Below are 22,546 nucleotides of genomic sequence, written 5' to 3'. Positions count from 1 at the left end.
GTGGTGGAAGGCGAACGTCCACCATCGCTTTTCCGCCATCGCCGGTATGATGTTCGAACTCGCCACAGAGACGCTGATCGTGCTGGCCCTGGTCGGGCTTGCGGCCGGCTTCGTCGATTCGATCGCCGGCGGCGGCGGCCTGATCACCGTGCCGGCGCTGTTGCTCAGCGGATTGTCGCCGGTAGAGGCCCTGGGCACCAACAAGCTGCAGTCGCTGTTCGGCTCGGGTTCGGCAACGCTGTCCTACGCCGCCAAGGGCCATGTCGACCTGCGTCGTCAGGCGCCGTTCGCCGTCCTGTCCGCCCTCGGCGCCGCGGCCGGGGCGTTGCTGGCGACCGTCGTGCCCGACGGGGTGCTCGAGGCGGTGCTGCCGGTGCTTTTGGTCGCGATCGCGCTCTATTTCGCCCTGAAGCCCAATATCGGAGACGTCGACGGCGCCCAGCGGATCGCACCGCTGCTGTTCGGCCTGACGCTGGTGCCGGCGATCGGGTTCTACGACGGGCTGTTCGGTCCCGGGACCGGTTCCTTCTTCATGCTCGCCTTCGTGTCGCTGGCCGGCCACGGCCTGCTGAAGGCGACCGCGCACACCAAACTGTTGAACTTCGCGTCCAATCTCGGCGCCTTCGCCGTATTCTCGGCCGTGGGCGTGGTGTCATGGGAGGCGGGGCTGGTGATGGGCGCGGCGCAGTTCGCCGGCGCGAGGATGGGGGCGGCGCTGGCGATGAAGACGGGCGCGAAGCTGATCAAGCCGCTGCTGGTGACGACCTGTAGCGTTCTGGCCCTGCGCCTGCTCGTCGATGACGGCAATCCCCTGCGGGTCTGGCTTTGGGGCTAGTCCCGGCGGCTTGGCCGGCGCGACGGTTTGGCCTAGCATGGCCCGCGACGATGCATGACATGGCACAAAATCCACCGCCCGGCACGACCGTTCCGGGGTGTCTCGAAGGCGCCCCGCTCATGGTGCGCCATCCCGTTCATGCCGATCTTTGCGGCGACGTGGTCAGGATCGTCGGCTATCGCGAAAACGGCGCTGCGCTCGACAACGCCGTCGAGATGGCGGCGCTGGCGGTGCCGCTGATCCTCGGCTTCGGCGAGCCGTTCCAGATCGCACTCGGGCGCGCGCCCGCGGCCGAAGACCGCTACGACAGCTTCACCTCCGGGCTCTATCCTGGCTTCGTGCTGATGAATTCGACCGGCCGCGCGGAATGTATCCAGGTCGACTTCACGCCGCTCGGCGCCCGGCGGTTTTTCGGCATTCCGATGCGCGAAATCGCGCAGCGCATGGTGCGGCTCGACGATCTCGGCGACCCCGACATCGCGCGTCTGCGCGAGCGTCTCGGCGCGGAAAGCGACTGGCGGCGGCGTTTCGGCCTTGTGGAGACAGTGCTGCTGCGGCGGCTGGCCGGCGCGCCACCCCGCCGCGAGGCGATCGCCCAGGCCTTCGACCGCATCCTCGCCAGCCGGGGCACCGTGCGCATCGACGCCCTGGCGCGATCGCTCGACTGCTCGCGCAAACATCTCAACCAGCAGTTCGGCGAGGATATCGGGATCGGACCGAAAGCCACGGCGCGCATGGTGCGTTTCAACCGCGCCCTGGCGCTGGCCCGGCGCGCCGAGGCGGCCGACTGGGCGCTGATCGCCGCCGAGTGCGGGTATGCCGACCAGGCCCACCTGGTGCGCGAGTTTCGCGTGTTTTCAGGCGCGACACCGTCCGCGCTGCCGTCGTTTCCGTGACGGCGCGGCAAAAAAAGCGCGACACCGGAGCCGCCCGGGCACGGCGGCCTTGACTTTCGGGGAGCCTTGTATATGTCTCCGCCAACTCTGCACGGCCTGTCGACGTAAGTCGCGTCCCCGAGGGTGGGTTCCAAGCCGGCTGAATTTCGCGAGAACAACGGACGAACGTCATGGCCAAAGCCGCAAACCTGAAGATCAAGCTCCTGTCGACCGCCGATACCGGCTTTTTCTACGTCACCAGCAAGAACAGCCGGACGAAGACGGAAAAGATGTCGTTCCGCAAATACGACCCGATTGCCAAGAAGCATGTCGAGTTCAAGGAAACGAAGATCAAATAGGCTGCCGAAAACCGGCACCTGCACGACGCCGCCCGCAAGGGCGGCGTTTTTCGTTGCGCGGCGCCCTGCTTTCCGCAAGCCGGTTTGACCGACGGGACGACGGCGGGCGCCGGCCTGGTTGGCAGGCCGCAGCAAGGCAGGCGCAAGCGCCCTGCCCGGTTCGTCGACATGAGAGGAAAAAGAGGGCCGGCCGGCGATCTGACAGCGGTACGAGGAGGCCACTGAACGTCAGAGCCGGCCGGCCAACCCCACGGAACCCAGGAGATGCGGCGGACCTGAGCATCATGGGGTATCTCGAGAGGCCCGCGACAGACCCTGTTGCGGAACACTCCTCTTGCGAGGATTTCTCGCGCAATGCGAGGAAGAAATCAACTGTTTATTAAGGATATGCGGCGCCGAACTTACGTTAACGTAAACAAGCCGGCCCCGTCCCTGCGCGCCGATCGGGCGGCCCGCCCTCAGGCGGCGGCCGAGACGACCTTGTTGCGTCCGCCGTTCTTGGCCTCGTAAAGGGCGAGATCGGCGCGCTTGAGCAGCCCGGCAGCCATGTCGGCCGGACTTTCGAGCGCGGCGATGCCCGCGCTGACGGTCAGGCGCACGGCGACCTGGTCCGGTCCGACCGAGAACGGAGCAGCCTCAATTTCGGCGCGCACGCGCTCGCCGATCCTGGCCGCGGCCTGCGCGTCGGTGTCGGGCATGACGACGACGAACTCCTCGCCGCCATAGCGACACGCAAGGTCGATGCCGCGCACGTTTCGGCGCAGCCTTTCGGCGAATTCGCGCAGCACCTCGTCGCCACCGTCGTGGCCGTAGGTGTCGTTGACGGTCTTGAAGCAGTCGAGATCGGTGATCATCACCGACAGGGGGCGCCCGCCCGCTTTGGCGCGCTCGACCAGCGTGTCGAGATGGCTGTCGAGGTAGCGGCGGTTGTGCAGGCCGGTCAGCCCGTCGGTGACGGCCATGGCGATGGTTTCGGTGACGTTGGCGCGCAGGCGGTCATTGTAGCGCTTGCGCCGCACCTGGGTGCGCAGCCGCGCGATCAGTTCCTGACGGTCGAGGGGCCGCACGATATAGTCGTTGACGCCGAGTTCGAGGGCGCGGGTGACGCGCTGCTGTTCGTCGCCGCCGGCGATCAGGATGATGGGCACGAACCGGGTACGGTCGAGCGAGCGCAGCTGCGAGCACAAGCGCAGCGGGTCGAAGCGGGCAAAGCCGGTCGACACCAAGACACAATCGAAATTGCCCTCCGCGACCTGGAAACAGGCGGCCTGCGGGTCGGGCTGGACGATCGGGGTCACATAGGAAGACAGCAGCCCGGCAACGGTTGCCGCCGCGCCGGCGTCGTCGTCGACCAGAAGCACGCGCGGGCTCTCCTCGTCGCCCGCCACGACATCGGCAAGCAGCGGCTCGATGCCGATCGTGCGCGTGGTCGCCGCGCGCAGGCGCAGTTCGTCGGACAGCATTTTGAGCCGCACCAGGCTCTTGACCCGGGTCAGAAGCTGGAGGTCGTTGACCGGCTTGGTCAGAAAATCGTCGGCGCCGGCCTCCAGACCGCGAATGCGGTCGGCGACCTGGTCGAGCGCCGTGACGATGACGACGGGAATATGCGCGGTCAGCGGATCCTGCTTGAGCCGGTGGCAGACTTCGAAACCGTCCATTTCCGGCATCAGAATGTCGAGCAGCACGACGTCGACCTTGCCGCCCTGGCACACTTCCAGCGCCTCGGGGCCGGAGGTCGCCGTCAGCACCTCGAAATACTCCGCCGAAAGCCGCGCCTCCAGCAGTTTCAAGGTGGCGGGAATGTCGTCGACGACAAGAATGCGTGCGGTCATGGTCCGGTTCCGTTCGCTCGGCGTGAAAAGCAGCCCGTCAGGCGTCGCCCAAATAGGACCTGATCGTTTCGATGAACTTGCCCACCGAGATCGGCTTGGAAATATAGGCTTCGCAGCCGCCCTGGCGGATACGCTCCTCGTCGCCCTTCATGGCGAACGCGGTCACGGCAATCACCGGAATGGCGTGCAGGTCGTCATCCTCCTTCAGCCATTTCGTCACCTCCAGGCCCGACACTTCCGGCAGCTGGATGTCCATCAAGATCAGGTCCGGCCGGTGCTGGCGCGCCAGATCGAGCGCCTCGAGCCCGTTGCGCGTGCGGACCGTGGCGTAACCGCTGGCCTCGATCAGGTCGCGGAAGAGCTTCATGTTGAGCTCGTTATCCTCGACGATCATCACTGTCTTCGACATGCTCGCCCCACCCTGACGACAGGTTTTTCAGGCCGCGTTGCCGGCGTTCGAGCCGGATAAACGCGCGTTTCCCTAAAGACAGCCTAGCGCGATTTGATTGACGAAAGGCAAACCCGTCGGGGCGGCTTGCCGACCGGCGGTCAAGCGGCTAGGTCTGAGCGCGCCCAGCGACCCGGATCATGCCCATGCCCGCCAGCCCCGATTCCCAGACCGCCGAAGCCCTCGCCATTCAGGCGCTCGGCTTCGTTGCCGCCGATCCGGTTCTGCTGCCGCGCTTTTTGGCGCTGACCGGCATCGAGGCAAGCGAGATCAGACGCGCGGCGGCCGAGCCCGGATTTCTGGCCGGGGTGCTGAACTTTCTGCTGGCGCACGAACCGACGCTGACGGCGTTTTGCCAGGCGCACGGCATCAATCCGGCCGCGGTCGGCCAGGCGCAGCGCGCCCTGCCCGGCGGCGGCGACGATTTTCCGGCCTCGACATGAGCGACGATCCCGAAACCGCCCGCCAGATCGCCGAACTGGCGCGCGACAGCCGCCCGCTGCTGGTGCTCGACGTCGACGACGTGATTTTGGAGTTCATCCGGCCGTTTCCACGCTTCCTCGCCGCAAAGGGCTACGCGCTGGGGATGGAGACGTTCCGCCTGCACGGCAACGTCACCGAGATCGACACCGGCGCGGTGGCCGACCGGGAGACCGTTTCGGGCCTGCTCGGCGCCTTCTTCGCCGCCCAGGCCGAGTGGCAGACGATGGCAGAAGGCGCGAGCGAGGCGCTCGAAACGCTTTCGGCCGGCGCCGAGATCGTGCTGTTGACCGCCATGCCGCACCGCCATCGCGCAGTGCGGCGCGCCCATCTCGAGGCGCTGGGGCTGACCTATCCGCTGCTGACCACGGAAATGGCCAAGGGCCCGGCGATCGCAGCGCTCAGGGGCGACGGCAAGAGGCCGGTCGCCTTTGTCGACGATCTGCCGCACAATTTGAGCTCGGCGCGCGACAGCGTGTCCGACGCGCATCTGTTCCACCTGATGGCCGACAATTCGCTGCGCCGGCTGCTGCCGCCGCCGGCCGAGGGCATCGCCGTGGTCGAGGACTGGCCGGACGCGACACCCAAAATCGCCAGCGCGCTGCGGCTTTGACCGTCGGGCGGCGGCCCTGCCCGCGGCGGCAGAGCTACAACACCAGACGCATCAACGGCCGGCCGGCCTTGCGCTCGGCGACACGCTCGAAGCCGGCCTTTTCGAACACCCGGGTGGAGCCCACGAACAGGCCGACCGGGCGCGTGCTTCTGGATTCGGTTATCGGGCAGGCATCGATCATGCGCGCGCCGCCGGCCCGTGCGTGCGCGATGCCGGCGGCCACCAGACGATGGGTCAGGCCCCGGCCGCGCGCCTTGCCGCGAACGAAAAAACACGACACCGCCCATACGCCGGCATCCGCGCGCTCGTCGGGCGCCAGCGGCGCCGAGACGCGGCCCTGATTGTTCCATTCCGGCACGTCGGCGCGCGGGCCGATCTGCATCCAGCCCATGCCGACGCCGTCCTCGATCGCGATCAGGCCGGGCGGCGGCCCGGTCTCGACCCGGGTCTTGAAATGCGCGCGGTTGCTTTCGCGGTTATTGTGCCGCCGCGTGGCCGGCGGCAGGCGAAAATGCGTGCACCAGCAGCCGTAACAGGCTCCCTGGCGGCCGAACAGATCCTCCAGCGCCGGCCACAGATCGGCAGTCAGCGGTTCGATCCGTGTGGTCATGCGATCCCCTTCCAGGCCGCTTGTTTCACGGGCCCGCGTCGACTACTATGTGATTTGTTCCGTTTATGTTCGCAGCCATGACGCTCGCTGTCAACGATCCCGAAGCCGGTTTTTGCCGCGACTGCCTGAGCCCGCAGGCGGACGAGACGGCGCGGCGCTGCGCGGCCTGCGGCAGCCCGCGGCTCGTGCGCCACGACGAGCTCCACCGGCTGTCGATCGCGCATGTCGACTGCGATGCGTTCTACGCCGCGGTGGAAAAGCGCGACCGGCCCGAACTGCGCGACCGGCCGCTGATCATCGGCGGGGGCAAGCGCGGCGTGGTGTCGACGGCCTGCTACATTGCCCGCATCAACGGCGTGCGCTCGGCGATGCCGATGTTCAAGGCGCTGGAAGCCTGTCCGGAGGCGGTGGTGCTGAAACCCGACATGGAAAAATATGTCCGGGTCGGGCGCGAGGTGCGGGCGATGATGCAGGCGCTGACGCCGCTGGTCGAGCCGCTGTCGATCGACGAGGCGTTTCTGGATCTCACCGGCACGCAAAAGCTGCACGGCACGGCGCCGGCGGTCGTTCTGGCGCGCTTCGCGCGCCAGGTCGAGCGCGAGATCGGCATCACGGTCTCGGTCGGGCTGTCCTATTGCAAGTTCCTGGCCAAGATCGCCTCCGACCTCAACAAGCCGCGCGGGTTTTCCGTGATCGGCCAGGCCGAGGCGCTCAGTTTTCTGGCCGCCCAGCCGGTCACGCTGATCTGGGGCGTCGGCAAGGCGTTCGCGGCCACGCTGGCGCGCGACGGCATCACCCGGATCGCGCAATTGCAGGTGATGGAGCGCGCCACGCTGATGAAACGCTACGGCACGATGGGCGAGCGGCTCTATTTTCTGGCGCGCGGCCAGGACACGCGCCCGGTGCATGCCGACCACGACGCCAAGAGCGTGTCGGCCGAAACCACCTTCGACACCGACCTGGCCGCGCCCGGCGAGCTGGTGCCGGTGCTGCGGGCGCTGTCGGAAACGGTTTCGGCGCGGCTGAAGAAGGCCGGCATTGCCGGCCACACGGTGACGCTGAAGCTGAAAACGCACGATTTCAAGATCCGCACCCGCAACCGCCGGCTGTCCGACCCGACGCGGCTCGCCGACCGGATCTTTTCGACCGGCCTGGCGCTTCTGGAAAAGGAGACCGACGGCACGCGCTACCGGCTGATCGGCATCGGCGTGGCCGATCTGGCGTCCGACGACCGCGCCGACCCGGCCGACCTGGTCGACACGGCCGCGCGCAAGCGCGCGCTCGCCGAGGGCGCGATCGATACGCTGCGGGACAAATTCGGCAACAAGGCGGTGGAGACCGGCTACACGTTCGGCACGGGCAATCGCGGCCGCCCGCAGCGCGAGAGCTGAGCGCGGGCGCGGCCGGTCCTTGCACAACGATCCCCGATAGGGGGCGATCGCTGTTCCTGCACAATTTGGCGCCCGGCGCTGCCGGGACGTCGATCCTGCTTCCTCCCCGAAAACGGGGAATGGAAGCCGGTTTGCGACGCGGCCGGGGCGGATTTGATTGAGCCACGGGGCTTACCCGCTATACCACGCAACGAGGCCGTTGCCGGCCCCGTCGGTTTCTGGTTGTTTGGCAAAAGGAGGGCTGCCCGCGGTGGACGTCGAACAATTCATTCAGCGCTGGACCGCGCGCGAGGGCGGGGCGGAACGCGCCAATTACGCCATGTTCATCACCGAGTTGTGCGATGTGCTCGGCCTTCCCCACCCCGATGTCGCCGGGGCCGAAACGGCGCTCAACGACTATGTGTTCGAACGCGCCGTCAAGCCGCGCAGGAGCGAAGGCACCACCGCTCCCAAGCGCATCGACCTCTACAAGAAGGGCGCCTTCATCCTGGAGGCCAAGCAGTCGCGCATGAAGGAAGGGCGCGGCGGCGAGCAGCCCGCGCTGTTTGCCGAAGAACCCGCCCCGCGCGGCAAACGCACGGTCGCCCGCGGCTGGGACCGCATGATGCTGGAGGCGCGCCGCCAGGCGGAGGATTATGTCTTCCGCCTCGATGCCAGCCATCCCGCGCCGCCCTTCATTCTCGTCTGCGATGTCGGCCACGCCATCGAGATCTTCGCCGATTTCACCGGCACCGGCCGCGCCTACGACCAGTTCCCGGATCGCCGTGGCTTCCGCATCTATATGGAAGACCTGCGCGAGGAGGCGATCCGCGAGCGCCTGCGCAAGATCTGGACCGATCCCGAAGCGCTCGACCCCACGCGCGAATCCGCCCGCGTCACCCGCGAGATCGCCGAAAGGCTCGCCGCCGTCAGCAAGGCGCTGGAGAAAAAGCACCCGGCGGAAGAGGTGGCGCATTTCCTCATGCGCTGCATCTTCACCATGTTCGCCGAGGATGTGGCGCTCCTGCCGGAGGCCTCCTTCACCGGCCTGCTGGAAGACTGCACCAAATCGCCCGATGCCTTCGTCCCGCTGGTGGAGGAGCTCTGGAAAAAGATGGACGCGCCAAGGCGCGACGACCGCTTCTTCTCCGCCTTCCGCACCCATCTGCGCCATTTCAACGGCAACCTGTTCAAGAATGCCAACGCCTTTCCGCTGGGCCGGGAGGAGATCGGCGAGCTCTGGCAGGCGGCAAAGGCAAAATGGACGGAAGTGGACCCCGCCATTTTCGGCACGCTGCTCGAACAGGCGCTGGAGCCCACCGAGCGGCGCAAGCTCGGCGCGCATTACACCCCGCGCACCTATGTGCAGCGTCTGGTGGAAGTCACCGTCATGGAGCCCCTGCGCGACGACTGGCGCAAGGTGCTCACCCGCGCCGAAACCGCCAAGGAGAGCGGCAAGGAAAAGGATGCCGTCAAGCTGGTCAAGGCATTCCACCACCAGCTTTGCGAAACCCGCGTGCTCGACCCCGCCTGCGGCACGGGCAACTTCCTCTATGTCAGTCTGGAGCTGATGAAAAAGCTCGAAGGCGAGGTGCTGGAAACACTGGCCCGCCTCGGCGAGACAGAGGCGCTGGGGCTGGAGGGCGAAACCGTCGATCCGCACCAGTTTCTGGGGCTGGAGATCAACCCGCGCGCCGCGGCCATCGCCGAGCTTGTCGTGTGGATCGGCTATCTGCAACAGCACTATAAAAACCGCGACGGCCACCCGGCCGAGCCGATCCTCAAGGCGTTCAAAAACATCAATTCTGGCCGGCGCGAGGGCTATGACGCGGTTTTGACATGGGATGGCCATCCCGTGCCTGCCATCATGGAAAAGAATGGCGAGCGCGTGGAAATCTGCCCCAATCCCCGCCGGCCCGACTGGCCGGCGGCGGAATTCATCGTCGGCAATCCGCCCTTTGTCGGCGGCAAGGATATCCGCTCGCGCATGGGGTCACCCTATGCCGAGGCGCTGTGGGCCGCGCACAAACACATGAATGAGAGCGCGGATTTCGTCATGTATTGGTGGGACCGCGCCGCCGAGCTTCTGACGAGAAAGAAAACCCCGCTGCGCCGTTTCGGCTTCGTCACCACCAATTCCATCAGCCAGGTGTTTCAGCGCCGTGTCATGGAGCGACACCTCAATGCCAAAAAACCCATAAGCCTCATCTATGCCGTGCCCGACCACCCCTGGACCAAGGCCACCCGCGACAGCGCGGCGGTGCGCATCGCCATGACGGTGGGCGCGGCCGGCAGCCATGAGGGCCTGCTGCGCGACGTGGTGCGGGAGGCGGCGCTGGACACGGACGAGCCGAGGATCGTGTTTGAAAACCGGGTGGGGAAGATCAATTCGGATTTGAGTGTGGGGGTGGATTTCTCAAAGGTTGCGCCCCTCATGGCTGGAAAGGGGTTAAGCTCTCGCGGTGTGCAACTCATGGGAGCAGGCTTCATCGTCTCCCCGTCGGAGGCAAAGCATCTCGGCTTGGGCATGCACCCGGGTCTGGAAAACCACATTCGACACTACCGCAACGGGCGCGATCTGACCGCTCGATCCCGCGATGTCATGGTGATTGATCTCTTTGGCCTGACCCAGGAGCAGGTCCGTTCGCGATATCCGGAGGTTTATCAGAGACTTATCGAAACGGTGAAGGCCGCTCGCGAAGCTCAGGTGAAAAAGTCAGCGACAAAAGACGCTATAAGTTATGCGCGCAACTGGTGGGTGTTCGGTAAGCCCCGCAGCGAACTACGCCCGGCACTCGAAAACCTTCCCCGCTACATCGCAACCGTCGAAACCACGAAGCATCGTGTTTTCCAGTTTCTCGATGCCTCGATCTTGGCGGACAACATGATCGTGGTGGTCGCCAGCGACGATGCTCATCATCTGGCTGTGCTTTCGAGCCGAGTTCACACGACGTGGGCACCGATCCTTGGCGGTTGGCTAGGTTATGGCAACGATCCGCGTTACTCAAAATCCCGCTGCTTCGATCCCTTCCCATTCCCCGACCCCTCCGATGCCCTGCGCGAAAAGCTCCGCGCTGCCGGAGAAGAACTCGATGCCACGCGCAAAAAGGTTCTGGCCGAGCATCCCGATCTCACCATGACTGGGCTTTACAACGTGCTGGAAAAGCTCAAATCCGGCGAGGCGCTTTCGGACAAGGACGAGGACGTGAAGACGCGCGGCCTCGTGCTGATCCTGAAAGAGCTGCACGAAACCATCGACCGGCTCACCGCCGAGGCCTATGGCTGGCCGCACGATCTCTCCGACGAGGACATCCTCGAACGGCTGGTCGCGCTCAATGCCGAGCGCGCGAAGGAGGAGGCGGCAGGCCATGTGCGCTGGCTGCGGCCGGAGTATCAGATCCCCCGTTTCGCCAAGGGCGCCGCCGCAAAAAGCGGCGAGCTGGCGCTCGATGCGCCGGTGGTCGCCATCGACCGGGACAGGCCCTCCTTCCCCACCGATGCCTACGAGCAGCCGCTCGCGGTGGAGCGCATTCTTGCCGTCGAGGCCCGCCCGATGGCGGCAGCCGAGATCGCCCGCCAGTTCAAGCGCGGCGGCAAGCGCATCGAGGGCCGGGTCGAGCAGCATCTGCGCACGCTGGCCGCCTATGGCCACGTCACCGCGCTGCCCGACGGCACCTACGCCGCGCGCCGCGCGGCCTAAAGCCGTCCGAGCCGAGGAACGGCTATGGGTTTGATATCGCCGGTCAAACGCTTCCCATTTGGAGAGGCACGGCTTTAGCGGCACCGGCCTTCGGCCGCGGCCGGTATTTCGAAAGCGATCCTGCCACGCGATCCCCCTCCTGTCTTTTCCAGGCCCTCGCCAGGCTTTGCCCGCGCAAGCGCAGGAAAAGACGTTCTCCCCCCCCCCCCCCGGCAAGGGGGGAGGCAGGGGCGCTGCCTGAGCTTGCGCCAATCGCCAGCGTTGGAGACTTGCGGCCGGGTAGATGCCGGCTTAATCCCCCCTTGCAAAAGGGGAACGCGCTCGGCTCTCAGGAGAAGCCCGGGCGTGACCAGGCGCCGTGGAGCCGGTTTGCGACGCGGCCGGGGCGGCGGCGTGAGAGCGGATTTCGGCCACGCCCTTGAATAAGCCGCAATTAGTGTCTATCTAGCAATTATCGTTATTTGGGCCAGGCTTGGCTTTTCGCGGCGTCAGAGGCTTTCGACCCGCCAATCTCATTCCAGAAATCGATATATTTTCTCGCGCGGCGCGGCACGATCGCGGCGCATCGTTTCCAAGGAATGAGTCCATGCATACCGGTACCGTAAAATTCTACAATGGCCAGAAGGGTTTTGGCTTCATCACCCGCGAAGATGGCGAAAAGGACGTGTTCGTCCATATCAGCGCGCTCGACCGTGCCGGCCTCGGCGGTCTGGTTGAAGGCCAGAAGCTCGAATTCGACCTCGAGGACGACGGCAAGGGGCGCCAGTCCGCGGCGAACCTGAAGGTCGTATAAAACACGCACCGGATACGGGAGAGCTGACCACGGATGTACTGGCAGCCTCCCTTTCGGATCGCGCGCCGGCTCACGCCGGCACCAGGAAGCGGGGAGTAATTCCCCGCTTTTTTGTTGGCCGGACCATGTCCCGCGACAGCGCCAGTCGGCGCCGGGTTCAAGACATGCCCACGATCAAAGGCTGAAGCGCGACGCGAAACGCGAGACTTGCGATCCGCCCCAGCATCACCCCGCCCATGAGGAGCGACCGCGATGGCCAAGGGCCAGCAACGCAGCAACCGGGAAGTCCGGAAACCGAAAAAAGACAAGAAACCGCCGGTGGCGCCCGCACCGTTCGGATCCGCGGTCAGGCTGGCCACGGACGGCAACGCGACCGGCACGCGCCCGAAGAAGAAATAACCGCCGCGCCCGCGACGGCTGCGACAGGCCCACACGAACACAGGCTCGCGCCCCTTCTTGCTGGGCGCGGCCGATTACACAAAACCAGATCAAGGGTTCCACCGATGCGCTCGATTTCCGATTTCACCGTCGCTCCCCGTTCACGCTCGGCCACGACCAAGGCCGAACAGACCACGGCGGTCGCGCAATCGATCATCCAGGAGGAAGTGTCGGCCCGCGACAAGAAGACAGCCCGGCTGCGCGAAATGCGCCTGGCGATGGCCGAAAAAACGGCCAGCGAGGTCAAGGCGGCGCCGACGCGCGCCAAGCGCGCGCCGCGCAAGAAGCCGGCGGCCTCCTGACGGGCCGGGCACGGCGAGGCCGGCTTTCCGCGCCGGCGGTTTCCCGAAAACGGCTCCGCCTTCATGCGAAAACAAACGCCTGGTTTTGCCACGACGTCGATCCTGCGTTCTCCCCCGCGAAGAAGGGGGAGACAGGGCGCGGATGATCGCCTTGCAAAGAAGGACGGCCGCGTGGCGGCAGGCGGCCGCTACACCAGCTCCACCTCGACCACGCCGGGCACGGCGCGCAGCGCCGAGGCGATCTGCGGCGAGATGCGGTAGCGGTCGGGCAACGCGATCTCGACCTCGCCGGCGCCGTCCTGCTTGATCAGCACCAGCGAGACCTCGCCCTCGCCGCGCTGGCCGAGATGGCCGGCAAGCGCGGCGGCCGGACCGGCGTCGCGCAGGAAAATCCTGAGCGCCTTCTGCAGCCGGCTCGCCTCGTCTTCCAGGGACTGCACGGTCTGGATGCGCAGATTGACGCCCTCCGGCCGGTCCTCGGCCGCCACCGTGATGACCACCGAGCGGCCGGCCTCCAAAAGGTCGCGGAACTGGGCCAGGGTCTCGGAAAACAGCACCGCCTCGAACTGGCCGCTGACGTCGGAGAAATTGACCACGCCCATCTTGTTGCCGGTGCGGGTCTTGCGCTCCTGTTTCGAGGTGACGGTGCCGGCCAGCCGCCCGGCGGACGCGCCGCGCTTGACGGCGGCGGAAAACTCCGTCCAGTTCTGGACGCGCATCTTCCTGAGCGCGTCCTTGTATTCGTCGAGCGGGTGGGCGGAGAGATAAAAGCCGACCACCTGGAACTCGCGATGCAGCCTTTCGGCCGGCAACCAGGGCGCGGCGTCGGGCAGGCGCAGCTTTTCCGGCTCGCCGGCGAGCGCGGCGCCGAAAATGTCGGACTGGCCCGAGAGCGCGTTTTCGGCCGCGCGCTGGGCAAGCCCCATCATCAGTTCCACGCCGGCAAACAGCGCTGCGCGCTCACGGCCGAAACAGTCGAACGCGCCGGCCTGGACCAGGCTTTCGAAGACGCGCTTGCCGACGATGCGCGGATCGACCCGGCCGCAAAAATCCTCCAGGCTTGAAAACGGTTTCTCGCGGCGTTTCTCCACGATGTGCTCGACGGCGGCGTCGCCGACGCCCTTGATGGCGGCCAGCGAATAGAAGATGCGGTTGTCGCCGACCTCGAAATCGCGGTGCGAGGTCTGCACCGAGGGCGGCACGACCTCGATGCCGAGGCGGATGGCGTCCTGACGGAAATCGGCCAGCTTGTCGGTGTTGCCCATGTCGAGCGTCATCGAGGCGGCCAGGAACTCGACCGGATAATGCGCCTTCAAATAGGCGGTCTGGTAGGACACGATCGCATAGGCGGCGGCGTGCGACTTGTTGAAGCCGTAATCGGCGAACTTGGCCAGAAGGTCGAAGATGAAGTCGGCCTGCTGCTTGGAAACGCCGCGCTCGGTGGCGCCGTCGACGAAGATGGCGCGCTGTTTTTCCATCTCGGCGCGGATCTTCTTGCCCATGGCGCGGCGCAGGAGATCGGCCTGTCCGAGCGTATAGCCGGCCAGTTCCTGGGCGATCTGCATCACCTGTTCCTGGTAGACGATGACGCCCTGGGTCTCCTTGACCAGATGATCGATCTTGGGATGGATCGAGGCGATCTCCTCCTCGCCGTGCTTGCGGGCGTTGTAGGTGGGGATGTTCTCCATCGGGCCGGGTCGGTAGAGCGCGACCAGGGCGATGATGTCCTCGATGCGGTCCGGCTTCATGCCGATCAGCGCCTTGCGCATGCCGGCCGATTCCACCTGGAAGATGCCGACCGTCTCGCCGCGCGCCAGCATGGCGTAGGTGTCGGCGTCGTCGAGCGGGATTTTCGACAGATCGATCTCGACACCCTTGCGGCGGATCAGCCTGACCGCCGTTTCCAGCACGGTCAGCGTCTTCAGGCCGAGAAAGTCGAACTTGACCAGGCCAGCATCCTCGACCTTCTTCATGTTGAACTGGGTGACGGGCATGTCGGAGCGCGGATCGCGATACATCGGCACCAGTTCCGACAGCGGCCGGTCGCCGATCACGATGCCGGCGGCATGGGTGGAGGCGTGGCGGTAGAGCCCCTCCAGCTTCTGCGCCATCTCCAGGAGCTGCTCGACGATCGGCTCCTTTTCCTGCTCCTCCTGGAATCGCGGCTCGGCGGCGATGGCGTCGGCGAGCTTGACCGGATTGGCCGGGTTGGCCGGCACCATCTTGGTCAGCCGGTCGACCAGCCCGTAGGGCATTTGCAGCACGCGACCGACATCGCGCAGCACCGCGCGCGCCTGCAGGGTGCCGAAGGTAATGATCTGGGCGACCTGGTCGCGGCCGTATTTCTCCTGGACGTAGCGGATGACCTCGTCGCGCCGATCCTGGCAGAAATCGATGTCGAAGTCGGGCATCGACACGCGGTCGGGATTGAGGAAGCGCTCAAACAGCAGCGAAAAGCGCAGCGGATCGACATCGGTGATGGTGAGCGCGTAGGCGACCAGCGAGCCCGCGCCCGAGCCGCGGCCGGGACCGACGGGAATGTCGTGCGCCTTGGCCCATTTGATGAAGTCGGCGACGATCAGGAAGTAGCCGGGAAACTTCATCCGCTCGATGACGCCGAGCTCGTAGTCGAGGCGCTTGGCGTAATCCTCGCGCGTATAGCCCTCGGACAGGCCCTGGTCGGCGATCCGGCGCTCCAGCCCCTCATGCGCCTGGCGCCTGAGCTCGTCGGCCTCCGCCTTTTCGGCCGCGCCGGGATCGTCGGTCGAGCCGGTGGTGAAGCGCGGCAGGATCGGGGCGCGGTTTTCGGGATAATAGCAACAGCGCAGCGCGATCTCGACGGTGTTGTCGATCGCTTCGGGCAGATCGGCAAACAGCGCCGCCATCTCGGCCTGGCTCTTGAGATAGTGGTCGGGGGTGAGCTTGCGGCGCTCGTCGACGGCGATCACCGTGCCCTCGGCGATGGCGATCAGCGCGTCATGCGCCTCGTAATCCTCGCGGGCGGGGAAAAACGCCTCGTTGGTGGCCACCAGCGGCAAATCGTGGCGGTAGGCGAGATCGATCTGGGCCGCCTCGACGGCCCGGTCGTAGCCCTCGTGGCGCTGCAGCTCGACATAAAGCCGGTCGCCGAACAGCTCGCGCAGATGCAAGAGCCGGGGTTCGGCCAGCGGTGCGTGGTCGGCAACAAGCGCGCGGCCGATCGGCCCGTTGGCGCCGCCGGTCAGGCAGATCAGCCCGGACGCGGCCTCGGCCAGCCAGCCGGTCGTGACGTGGACGGGCGCGCCGGGCGGCGTTTCCAGATAGGCGCGGCTGACCAGCCGCACCAAATTGGCGTAGCCGGCCGCGTCGGCGGCGATCAGCACCAGGCCGGCAATGTCAGGACGGGCGTCGCGCGCGGTGCGCTGATTGGAGGTGTCCTCGCCCTCGAAAAGCGTGTCGAGCTGACAGGCCATGATCGGCTGGACGCCGTCCTTGACCGCCTTCTGGGCGAATTCGAGCGCGCCGAACAGATTGTTGGTGTCGGCGACCGCGATCGCCGGGGCGCAGTCCTTGACGGCGTGGCCGACGATCTTGCCGAGCGGCAGCGCGCCCTCCAGCAGCGAATAGGCCGAATGCACACGCAGATGGATGAAGGGCCGCGCGGCCGGCGTCGGCGCGGCCGCGGCCTGTATGGCGGCGCGCAAGAGTGGATCGCGCGGGGGGCGTGGGGCTGCCATCGCTGGGTCTTTCGTTCGCTGTGGCCGGACTCAGGTCCTCGCGGCGGATTGTTCCCGATCGCGCGGCTTCGGTCGAGAGGCAGGACGCGGTTTGTCCCAAGCTTCGCGACACGGGCGCGGCGGTCACGACCGGACCGGGTTCGGGAGAGCCCGCCGCGCGGCTCCCGACCCAGCCGGCCTATCGGAAAGGGCATTGCGTTCGCGGTGCGCGGCGGCCCGCCCCTACTCGAATTCCATGATGACGGCGTCGACGGACAGGCTTTCGCCGGCGGTCGCATTGACCTTGCGCACGGTCAGGTCGCGCTCGGCGCGCAGCACGTTTTCCATCTTCATCGCCTCGACAACGGCCAAGGTCTCGCCGGCCTTGACCTCCTGGCCCTCGGTGACCGCGATCGACATGACCAGGCCCGGCATCGGACACAACAGCATGTTGGACGTGTCGGGCGGCAGCTTCTTCGGCATCAGCCGGTCGAGTTCGGCAGTGCGCGGCAACATAGCCCGGGCGTTGACCGACAGGCCCTGCCAGGCGATGCGCATGCCGTTCAGCACCGGACGCAACTGAGCGATCACCGCCCGCCCGCCGACCTTGCCCTTCCACACGATGTCGCCCGGCCGCCAGGACGAGGCGACCGTGACCGGTTCACCGCCCTCCACCTGGATGTCGATCTCCAGCGGCAGCGAGATCATGCCTTCGCCGATGGAAAGGGAAATATAGTCGTCGTCGAGCCTGACCACCCAATCCGACTTGGTCGCGCCCGAATGCGGGGCCAGGCGTCCGCACAGCCTGTCGAGGCGGTCCTTGCGCAGCAATTCAACCGACAGCGACACCGCGGCCAGGATCGCCTTTTCCTCGTCATTGGGTTTTGCGGGGGCAAAGCCGTCGGGATATTCCTCGGCGATGAATCCGGTCGACAGCCGCCCCTCGCGCCAGCGCGGATGGCGCATCAGCGCCGACAAAAAAGGTATGTTGTGTTCGATGCCGTCGACGACGAATTCGTCGAGCGCGTCCGACATCGCCTCGATCGCGGTCGCCCTGTCTGGCGCCCAGGTGCACAGCTTGGCGATCATCGGGTCGTAGAACATCGAGATTTCCGCGCCCTCGGTGACGCCGGTGTCGTTGCGCACGACGACATCGCCATGGCGCCCCTCGGACGGCGGGCGATAGCGCGTCAGGCGGCCGATCGAGGGCAGGAAGTTGCGGTAGGGATCCTCGGCGTAGAGCCGGCTCTCGACCGCCCAGCCGTTCAACCGGATGTCGTCCTGGGAAAGCGCGAGCTTTTCGCCGGCGGCGACGCGGATCATCTGTTCGACCAGATCGATGCCGGTCACGAGCTCGGTCACCGGATGCTCGACCTGAAGCCTGGTGTTCATCTCCAAGAAGAAGAAATTGCGGTCCTTGTCGACGATGAACTCGACCGTGCCGGCGCTCTGATAGTCGACGGCCCTGGCGAGCGCCACGGCCTGCGCGCCCATCGCCGCGCGCGTCTCGGCGTCGAGAAAGGGCGACGGCGCCTCCTCGACCACTTTCTGGTTGCGGCGCTGGATGGAGCATTCGCGTTCGCCGAGATGGATGGCGTTGCCATGGGCGTCGGCCAGGACCTGGATCTCGATATGACGCGGCTCGACGATGAATTTCTCGATGAAGATGCGGTCGTCGCCGAACGAGCTTCTCGCCTCCGAACGGGCGCGGTCGAACCCGTCGCGGACCTCGTTTCTGGTCCAGGCGATGCGCATGCCCTTGCCGCCGCCGCCGGCCGAGGCCTTGATCATCACCGGATAGCCGATCTCGTCGGAGATGCGCTCGGCATGATCGGCGTCCTCGATCTCGCCGAGAAAGCCGGGAACGGTGCTGACCTTGGCGTCGTTGGCGAATTTTTTCGATTCAATCTTGTCGCCCATGGCGCGGATCGCCTTCGGCTTGGGACCGATGAAGACAATGCCGTCGGCCTCCAGCGCCTCGCAAAACGATGCACGCTCCGACAAAAACCCGTAGCCGGGGTGAACGGCGTCGGCGCCGGTCTTCTTGCAGGCGGCGATGATCCTGTCGGCGACGAGATAGCTCTCGGCGGCGGCGGGCGGGCCGATATGCACCGCCTCGTCGGCCATCTCGACGTGAACGGCGTCACGGTCGGCGTCCGAATAGACGGCGACTGTGGCGATGCCCATCTTTTTCGCCGACTTGATGACGCGGCAGGCGATCTCGCCGCGATTGGCAATCAGAATCTTCTTGAACATCAATCAGGCATCCCCTCCAGACGGAGTGTTCTTTTAGGGAATTGCGTGGCCGGCCTCAAGCCGCGGCCGCGATCAAGCGGCAGCTAAAAATGCACGCCCTGACGGAAAGGCCCGATCCTGATGCCGGCGGCGATCAGATAGGCGGTCGACCAGCCGATCAGCAGGAAGCCGTTGACACCCTCCAGGCCGGCAAACAGCCGCCAGTGATGCGCGGGCAGGACATCGCCGTAGCCGAGCGTGGAGAACGACACGACGGAAAAATACAGCGCGGTTTCGAACCCTTCGACCACGCCCAGCCAGTAGTGGGACACGGCCCACAGCCATACTTCCACCGTCATGATGGCGAAGAGGCCGAGAACGATCGAAACCATGGCCAGGATACGGCTGCGGCGCCCGTCCATGCGCACGAGACCGGTGAGGCGTCCGGTGGCGTGGGTAAGTGCGATCAGGCCAAGCGTGTGGATGACAACGGTCGCGGAAATGACCAATGTGCCGAGCAGGAGATTGACGAACATCGCGCCAAACTAGCGCGATTCGCCCGAAAAAGGTCGCACCGGATCAAGCCGCGGACCAACGCCGCAATTTTTGCGCGCGTGCGGCTTTGCACAGCCGGTCGCCGGCCATACCGGGTCCCGGACGTCGCCGGAAGCATTCGGAGCGCTGGACGTGTCGTCGGCCCGGTCCCGGCGGCGGCGTTCTTTAATTGACTCGCACCCGAGAAAGTTGAAACCTTCGCTCTTCCGGCGGGAAAACCCGCCCAAAAGCCGCGGTTGCGGATGACTGACCGATCCGACCGAGGCACAGAATGCGGGAGGAAAGCTCATGACGTTCAAGACCCTCGTACTGGCCGGCGCCGCGTTTGCAACGGTGGCGCTGCCCGGCGCGGTATCGGCCGCGACGGAAATTCAGTGGTGGCATGCGTTTACCGGCCGGCTCGGCGACCTGCTGGCCGAGCAGGTCGAGAAGTTCAACGCCTCCCAGTCCGACTACACCGTGGTTGCGTCCCACAAGGGCAATTATTCCGAGACGCTGAACGCCGGCATCGCCGCCTTCCGGGCCGGCGAGCAGCCGCACGTGCTGATGGTGTTCGAAGTGGGAACGGCCACGATGATGGCGGCCGAAGGCGCGATCAAGCCGGTTTACGAGGTGATGGCAGAAGGCGGCGCGCCGTTCGACGCCGACGGTTATCTGGGCGCGGTCAAGGGCTACTACACCACGCCCGACGGCCAGATGCTCTCGCTGCCCTACAATTCCTCGACACCGGTGCTCTATGTCAATCGCGACGCGTTCGAGGGCGCGGGACTCGATCCGGACATGGACCTGTCGACCTGGGACAAGGTCGGCGAGGCGCTGGATGCGCTCAAAGCCTCCGGCCATGGCTGCCCGCTGACCACGGCCTGGCAGAGCTGGGTGCACCTGGAAAACCTGTCCGCCTATCACAACGTGCCGTTCGCCACGAAGGAAAACGGCTTTACCGGGCTCGACACCGAACTGGCCTTCAACGGGCCGGTGCAGGTCAAGCATATCGACGCGATGGGGCAATGGGCCAAGGACGGCAAGTTCATCTATGCCGGGCGGCGCAACGAGGGCGGCGCCAATTTCCGCGGCGGCGAATGCGCGCTGTTCACCGAATCCTCGGCCGGCTATGCGGGCGTGAAGGCGGAGGCGGAGTTCGATTTCGAGATCCGTCCCCTGCCCTACTGGTCCGGCGTCGACGGCGCGCCGCAAAACACCATTATCGGCGGCTCGTCGCTGTGGGTTCTGTCCGGCCACGAGGCGGAGGAGTACAAAGGCGTGGCGGCGTTGCTGAGCTTTTTGTCGAGCGCCGACATCCAGGCCAAATGGCATCAGGACACAGGCTATCTGCCGATCACCACCGCAGCCTATGAAAAGACCAAGGCGGACGGGTTCTACGACGCCAATCCCGGCACCGACATCGCCATCATCCAGATGACCGGCAAGGCGCCGACCGGCAATTCGAAGGGCCTCAGGCTCGGCAGCTTCGACCAGATCCGCACCATTATCGACGAGGAGCTGGAGGCGGTGTGGACCGGCGACAAGTCGGCCCAGGACGCGCTCGACAACGCGGTGGAACGCGGCAACCAGCTTCTGCGCCGCTTCGAACAGGCCAACCGTTGAGATAGTTTCTGACCCGGCGCGGGGACGGCGACACGCCGCCCTCGCGCCCGCCGCGGCCGCATCGCATCATGGAAAAACGCGTCACCTTCAAGGGATGGACCCTGCCGCTGCTGCTGGTGCTGCCGCAGGTGCTGGTGACGGCGGTGTTCTTCTTCTGGCCGGCCGGCCAGGCGATCTACCAGTCGGCCTTCATTCCCGACCCGTTCGGCCTGCGCACGCAATTCGTCGGTTTCGGCAATTTCATCTTCCTTCTCACCGACCCCTATTATCTGGCCTCGTTCCGCACGACGGCGGTGTTTTCCATCCTGGTGACGGTGGTTTCGATGGCGACCGCGCTGTGGCTGGCGGTGATGGCGGATCGCATCATCAAGGGGTCCGGCGCCTATCGCACCCTTTTGATCTGGCCCTACGCCGTCGCGCCGGCGGTCGCCGGCGTGTTGTGGCTGTTCATGTTCAGTCCCAATGTCGGGCTGGCGAGCTGGTATCTCGCCGCCCTCGGCTACCGTTGGAACCATGTGCTCAACGGCAACGAAGCGATGACGCTGGTGGTGCTGGCGTCCGCCTGGGGGCGCATCAGCTACAATTTCCTGTTCTTCCTGGCCGGGCTGCAGGCGATCCCCAAAAGCGTGATCGAGGCCGCCGCGATCGACGGGGCGCGGTTCTGGAAACGGTTCTGGACCATCGTCTTCCCGCTTTTGTCGCCGACCACCTTCTTCCTGCTGGTGGTCAACGTGGTCTACGCCTTTTTCGAGACCTTCGGCGTCATCCACACGATCACCGCCGGCGGCCCGCGCCAGGACACCACGATCCTGGTCTACAAGGTCTATGCAGACGGGTTCGTCGGCCAGGATCTGGGTTCCTCGGCCGCGCAGTCGGTGATCCTGCTGGTGGTGGTCGGGGCGCTGACCATCGTCCAGTTCCGCTATATCGAACGACGGGTGCACTACTGATGTCGGGCATGGTGGAAAAGACCGGGCGCGGCCTGTGGCTGACCCATCTGGGGCTCGTTGCGGGAATCGCCTTCATCTGCTTTCCGATCTACCTGGCCTTCGTCGCCTCAACGGTGCAGAACCACGAAATCGTGCGCCCGCCCATGCCACTGGTGCCCGGCGGCTATTTTGTCGAGAACTACTCCAAGGCGCTCCTGTCGGGGGTCAATGCACCGGTCTGGCGCATGCTGGTCAATTCCACGGTCATGGCGCTCGGCATAACCATCGGCAAGATCGTGATCTCGCTGCTGTCGGCGTTCGCCATCGTCTATTTCCGCTTCCCGCTGCGCAAGACGGTTTTCTGGCTGATTTTCATGACGCTGATGCTGCCGGTCGAGGTGCGCATCGTGCCGACCTACGAGGTGGCGGCGAATTTCGGCATGTTGAACAGCTATTCCGGGCTGATCCTGCCTTTGATCGCCTCGGCGACGGCGACCTTCCTGTTCCGCCAGTTCTTCATGACGGTGCCGGACGAACTGGCCGAGGCGGCGCGGGTCGACGGCGCCAAGCCGATGCGCTTCTTCTTCGACATCCTGCTGCCGATGTCGCGCACCAATATCGCGGCGCTGTTCGTCATCCTGTTCATCTATGGCTGGAACCAGTATTTGTGGCCGCTTCTGGTCACCACCGATCCGTCGATGAACACCATCGTCATGGGCATCAAGCAGATGTTTCCCTCCGGCGACGACTGGGCCGACTGGCCGGTGATCATGGCGACCGCGATCCTGGCGATGATCCCGCCGGTGGCGGTGGTGATCTTCATGCAGAACCTGTTCATCAAGGGTCTGGTCGAGACCGAGAAATAGGGCGCC

19 protein-coding genes are annotated in these 22,546 nt (G+C 65.7%); 13 read left to right on the top strand and 6 right to left on the bottom strand.

All coding sequences use genetic code 11. The annotated features are described in order from the left end of the window. The first annotated feature begins 49 nt into the window (after positions 1-49). The 3 genes from ACT2B0_RS07625 to rpmG all read left to right on the top strand — a co-directional run bounded on the left by ACT2B0_RS07625 (position 50) and on the right by rpmG (position 2,069). Entirely contained in the window at positions 50-835 is a 786-nt protein-coding gene (locus ACT2B0_RS07625; RefSeq protein WP_473465848.1) for a TSUP family transporter, read from the top strand. Positions 836-894: 59 nt separating this feature from the next. Further along, complete coding sequence (locus ACT2B0_RS07620; protein WP_473463208.1) at positions 895-1,731, top strand: helix-turn-helix domain-containing protein; 837 nt, start codon at positions 895-897, stop codon at positions 1,729-1,731. A gap of 170 nt (positions 1,732-1,901) precedes the next feature. Next, complete coding sequence (gene rpmG / locus ACT2B0_RS07615) at positions 1,902-2,069, top strand: 50S ribosomal protein L33 (RefSeq protein WP_106569635.1); 168 nt, start codon at positions 1,902-1,904, stop codon at positions 2,067-2,069. Between the two features lie 458 nt (positions 2,070-2,527). Here rpmG and ACT2B0_RS07610 read toward each other — a convergent pair whose 3' ends face one another. After that, positions 2,528-3,901, bottom strand: a complete 1,374-nt coding sequence (locus tag ACT2B0_RS07610; protein WP_473463206.1) for a PleD family two-component system response regulator — start codon at positions 3,899-3,901, stop codon at positions 2,528-2,530. Positions 3,902-3,938: 37 nt separating this feature from the next. Then, the gene (locus ACT2B0_RS07605) at positions 3,939-4,310 is read right to left on the bottom strand and encodes a response regulator (RefSeq protein ID WP_473463204.1); all 372 of its coding nucleotides are present in this window, start codon (positions 4,308-4,310) and stop codon (positions 3,939-3,941) included. A gap of 185 nt (positions 4,311-4,495) precedes the next feature. On the opposite strand from ACT2B0_RS07605, the gene ACT2B0_RS07600 reads away from it, so the two are divergent. Next, positions 4,496-4,792: a DUF3572 domain-containing protein gene (locus tag ACT2B0_RS07600; RefSeq protein ID WP_473463201.1), complete on the top strand. Its 297-nt coding sequence runs from the start codon at positions 4,496-4,498 to the stop codon at positions 4,790-4,792. Further along, positions 4,789-5,442 carry a hypothetical protein gene (locus tag ACT2B0_RS07595; protein ID WP_473463199.1) on the top strand — a complete coding sequence of 218 codons (654 nt, stop codon included), beginning with the start codon at positions 4,789-4,791 and terminating at the stop codon, positions 5,440-5,442. Before ACT2B0_RS07600 ends, ACT2B0_RS07595 begins: the two co-directional genes overlap by 4 nt. Before the next feature lie 34 nt (positions 5,443-5,476). Here ACT2B0_RS07595 and ACT2B0_RS07590 read toward each other — a convergent pair whose 3' ends face one another. Then, positions 5,477-6,052, bottom strand: a complete 576-nt coding sequence (locus tag ACT2B0_RS07590) for a GNAT family N-acetyltransferase (RefSeq protein ID WP_473463196.1) — start codon at positions 6,050-6,052, stop codon at positions 5,477-5,479. Between the two features lie 65 nt (positions 6,053-6,117). Between ACT2B0_RS07590 and ACT2B0_RS07585 the strand changes: the two genes are divergently transcribed. The 5 genes from ACT2B0_RS07585 (at position 6,118) to ACT2B0_RS07565 (ending at position 12,655) form a co-directional block, all read left to right on the top strand. Beyond that, positions 6,118-7,443 carry a DNA polymerase IV gene (locus tag ACT2B0_RS07585; RefSeq protein WP_473463193.1) on the top strand — a complete coding sequence of 442 codons (1,326 nt, stop codon included), beginning with the start codon at positions 6,118-6,120 and terminating at the stop codon, positions 7,441-7,443. 250 nt (positions 7,444-7,693) lie between these two features. Then, positions 7,694-11,122: a class I SAM-dependent DNA methyltransferase gene (locus ACT2B0_RS07580; protein WP_481658468.1), complete on the top strand. Its 3,429-nt coding sequence runs from the start codon at positions 7,694-7,696 to the stop codon at positions 11,120-11,122. Between the two features lie 586 nt (positions 11,123-11,708). Beyond that, entirely contained in the window at positions 11,709-11,915 is a 207-nt protein-coding gene (locus tag ACT2B0_RS07575; RefSeq protein ID WP_106569643.1) for a cold-shock protein, read from the top strand. 252 nt (positions 11,916-12,167) lie between these two features. Further along, positions 12,168-12,314, top strand: a complete 147-nt coding sequence (locus ACT2B0_RS07570; protein ID WP_199190394.1) for a hypothetical protein — start codon at positions 12,168-12,170, stop codon at positions 12,312-12,314. 104 nt (positions 12,315-12,418) lie between these two features. Further along, positions 12,419-12,655 (top strand): hypothetical protein, encoded by a 237-nt coding sequence (locus tag ACT2B0_RS07565; RefSeq protein ID WP_473463186.1) that lies wholly within the window; start codon positions 12,419-12,421, stop codon positions 12,653-12,655. Positions 12,656-12,843: 188 nt separating this feature from the next. On the opposite strand, the gene dnaE is transcribed toward ACT2B0_RS07565, so the two are convergent. The 3 genes from dnaE to ACT2B0_RS07550 all read right to left on the bottom strand — a co-directional run bounded on the left by dnaE (position 12,844) and on the right by ACT2B0_RS07550 (position 19,121). Beyond that, the gene (gene dnaE / locus ACT2B0_RS07560; protein ID WP_473463183.1) at positions 12,844-16,371 is read right to left on the bottom strand and encodes a DNA polymerase III subunit alpha; all 3,528 of its coding nucleotides are present in this window, start codon (positions 16,369-16,371) and stop codon (positions 12,844-12,846) included. A 222-nt stretch (positions 16,372-16,593) separates the two neighbouring features. Beyond that, the gene (locus ACT2B0_RS07555) at positions 16,594-18,606 is read right to left on the bottom strand and encodes an acetyl-CoA carboxylase biotin carboxylase subunit (RefSeq protein WP_473463180.1); all 2,013 of its coding nucleotides are present in this window, start codon (positions 18,604-18,606) and stop codon (positions 16,594-16,596) included. Positions 18,607-18,689: 83 nt separating this feature from the next. After that, a complete protein-coding gene (locus ACT2B0_RS07550) occupies positions 18,690-19,121 on the bottom strand; it encodes a potassium channel family protein (RefSeq protein WP_350149016.1) in 432 nt (143 codons plus the stop codon). A 307-nt stretch (positions 19,122-19,428) separates the two neighbouring features. Here ACT2B0_RS07550 and ugpB point away from each other — a divergent pair, with 307 nt between their 5' ends. The 3 genes from ugpB (at position 19,429) to ugpE (ending at position 22,540) form a co-directional block, all read left to right on the top strand. Then, positions 19,429-20,745 (top strand): sn-glycerol-3-phosphate ABC transporter substrate-binding protein UgpB, encoded by a 1,317-nt coding sequence (gene ugpB, locus ACT2B0_RS07545; RefSeq protein WP_473463178.1) that lies wholly within the window; start codon positions 19,429-19,431, stop codon positions 20,743-20,745. A 68-nt stretch (positions 20,746-20,813) separates the two neighbouring features. Beyond that, on the top strand, positions 20,814-21,695 hold the full coding sequence (gene ugpA / locus ACT2B0_RS07540) for a sn-glycerol-3-phosphate ABC transporter permease UgpA (protein ID WP_350149020.1): 882 nt from the start codon (positions 20,814-20,816) through the stop codon (positions 21,693-21,695). 8 nt (positions 21,696-21,703) lie between these two features. Then, positions 21,704-22,540, top strand: coding sequence for a sn-glycerol-3-phosphate ABC transporter permease UgpE (ugpE, locus tag ACT2B0_RS07535; protein ID WP_350149022.1), 837 nt, complete (start codon positions 21,704-21,706; stop codon positions 22,538-22,540). Positions 22,541-22,546: the final 6 nt, after the last annotated feature.

The sequence above is a fragment of the Nitratireductor sp. J20-h4 genome (assembly GCF_056780505.1).
The sequence above is the reverse complement of the archived record's forward strand: the minus strand, read 5'-3'. Positions and strand labels throughout refer to the sequence as shown.

Excerpts from the sequence above, each read along its gene's own strand:
- ACT2B0_RS07575 (WP_106569643.1), top strand. The coding sequence starts at position 11,709 with ATGCATACCGGTACCGTAAAATTCTACAATGGCCAGAAGGGTTTTGGC.
- ACT2B0_RS07600 (WP_473463201.1), top strand. The coding sequence starts at position 4,496 with ATGCCCGCCAGCCCCGATTCCCAGACCGCCGAAGCCCTCGCCATTCAG.
- ugpE (WP_350149022.1), top strand. The coding sequence starts at position 21,704 with ATGGTGGAAAAGACCGGGCGCGGCCTGTGGCTGACCCATCTGGGGCTC.
- ACT2B0_RS07565 (WP_473463186.1), top strand. The coding sequence starts at position 12,419 with ATGCGCTCGATTTCCGATTTCACCGTCGCTCCCCGTTCACGCTCGGCC.
- rpmG (WP_106569635.1), top strand. The coding sequence starts at position 1,902 with ATGGCCAAAGCCGCAAACCTGAAGATCAAGCTCCTGTCGACCGCCGAT.
- ACT2B0_RS07595 (WP_473463199.1), top strand. The coding sequence starts at position 4,789 with ATGAGCGACGATCCCGAAACCGCCCGCCAGATCGCCGAACTGGCGCGC.
- ACT2B0_RS07590 (WP_473463196.1), bottom strand. The coding sequence starts at position 6,052 with ATGACCACACGGATCGAACCGCTGACTGCCGATCTGTGGCCGGCGCTG.
- ACT2B0_RS07585 (WP_473463193.1), top strand. The coding sequence starts at position 6,118 with ATGTTCGCAGCCATGACGCTCGCTGTCAACGATCCCGAAGCCGGTTTT.
- ACT2B0_RS07605 (WP_473463204.1), bottom strand. The coding sequence starts at position 4,310 with ATGTCGAAGACAGTGATGATCGTCGAGGATAACGAGCTCAACATGAAG.
- ACT2B0_RS07620 (WP_473463208.1), top strand. The coding sequence starts at position 895 with ATGGCACAAAATCCACCGCCCGGCACGACCGTTCCGGGGTGTCTCGAA.
- ugpB (WP_473463178.1), top strand. The coding sequence starts at position 19,429 with ATGACGTTCAAGACCCTCGTACTGGCCGGCGCCGCGTTTGCAACGGTG.
- dnaE (WP_473463183.1), bottom strand. The coding sequence starts at position 16,371 with ATGGCAGCCCCACGCCCCCCGCGCGATCCACTCTTGCGCGCCGCCATA.
- ugpA (WP_350149020.1), top strand. The coding sequence starts at position 20,814 with ATGGAAAAACGCGTCACCTTCAAGGGATGGACCCTGCCGCTGCTGCTG.
- ACT2B0_RS07570 (WP_199190394.1), top strand. The coding sequence starts at position 12,168 with ATGGCCAAGGGCCAGCAACGCAGCAACCGGGAAGTCCGGAAACCGAAA.
- ACT2B0_RS07625 (WP_473465848.1), top strand. The coding sequence starts at position 50 with ATGTTCGAACTCGCCACAGAGACGCTGATCGTGCTGGCCCTGGTCGGG.
- ACT2B0_RS07550 (WP_350149016.1), bottom strand. The coding sequence starts at position 19,121 with ATGTTCGTCAATCTCCTGCTCGGCACATTGGTCATTTCCGCGACCGTT.
- ACT2B0_RS07555 (WP_473463180.1), bottom strand. The coding sequence starts at position 18,606 with ATGTTCAAGAAGATTCTGATTGCCAATCGCGGCGAGATCGCCTGCCGC.
- ACT2B0_RS07610 (WP_473463206.1), bottom strand. The coding sequence starts at position 3,901 with ATGACCGCACGCATTCTTGTCGTCGACGACATTCCCGCCACCTTGAAA.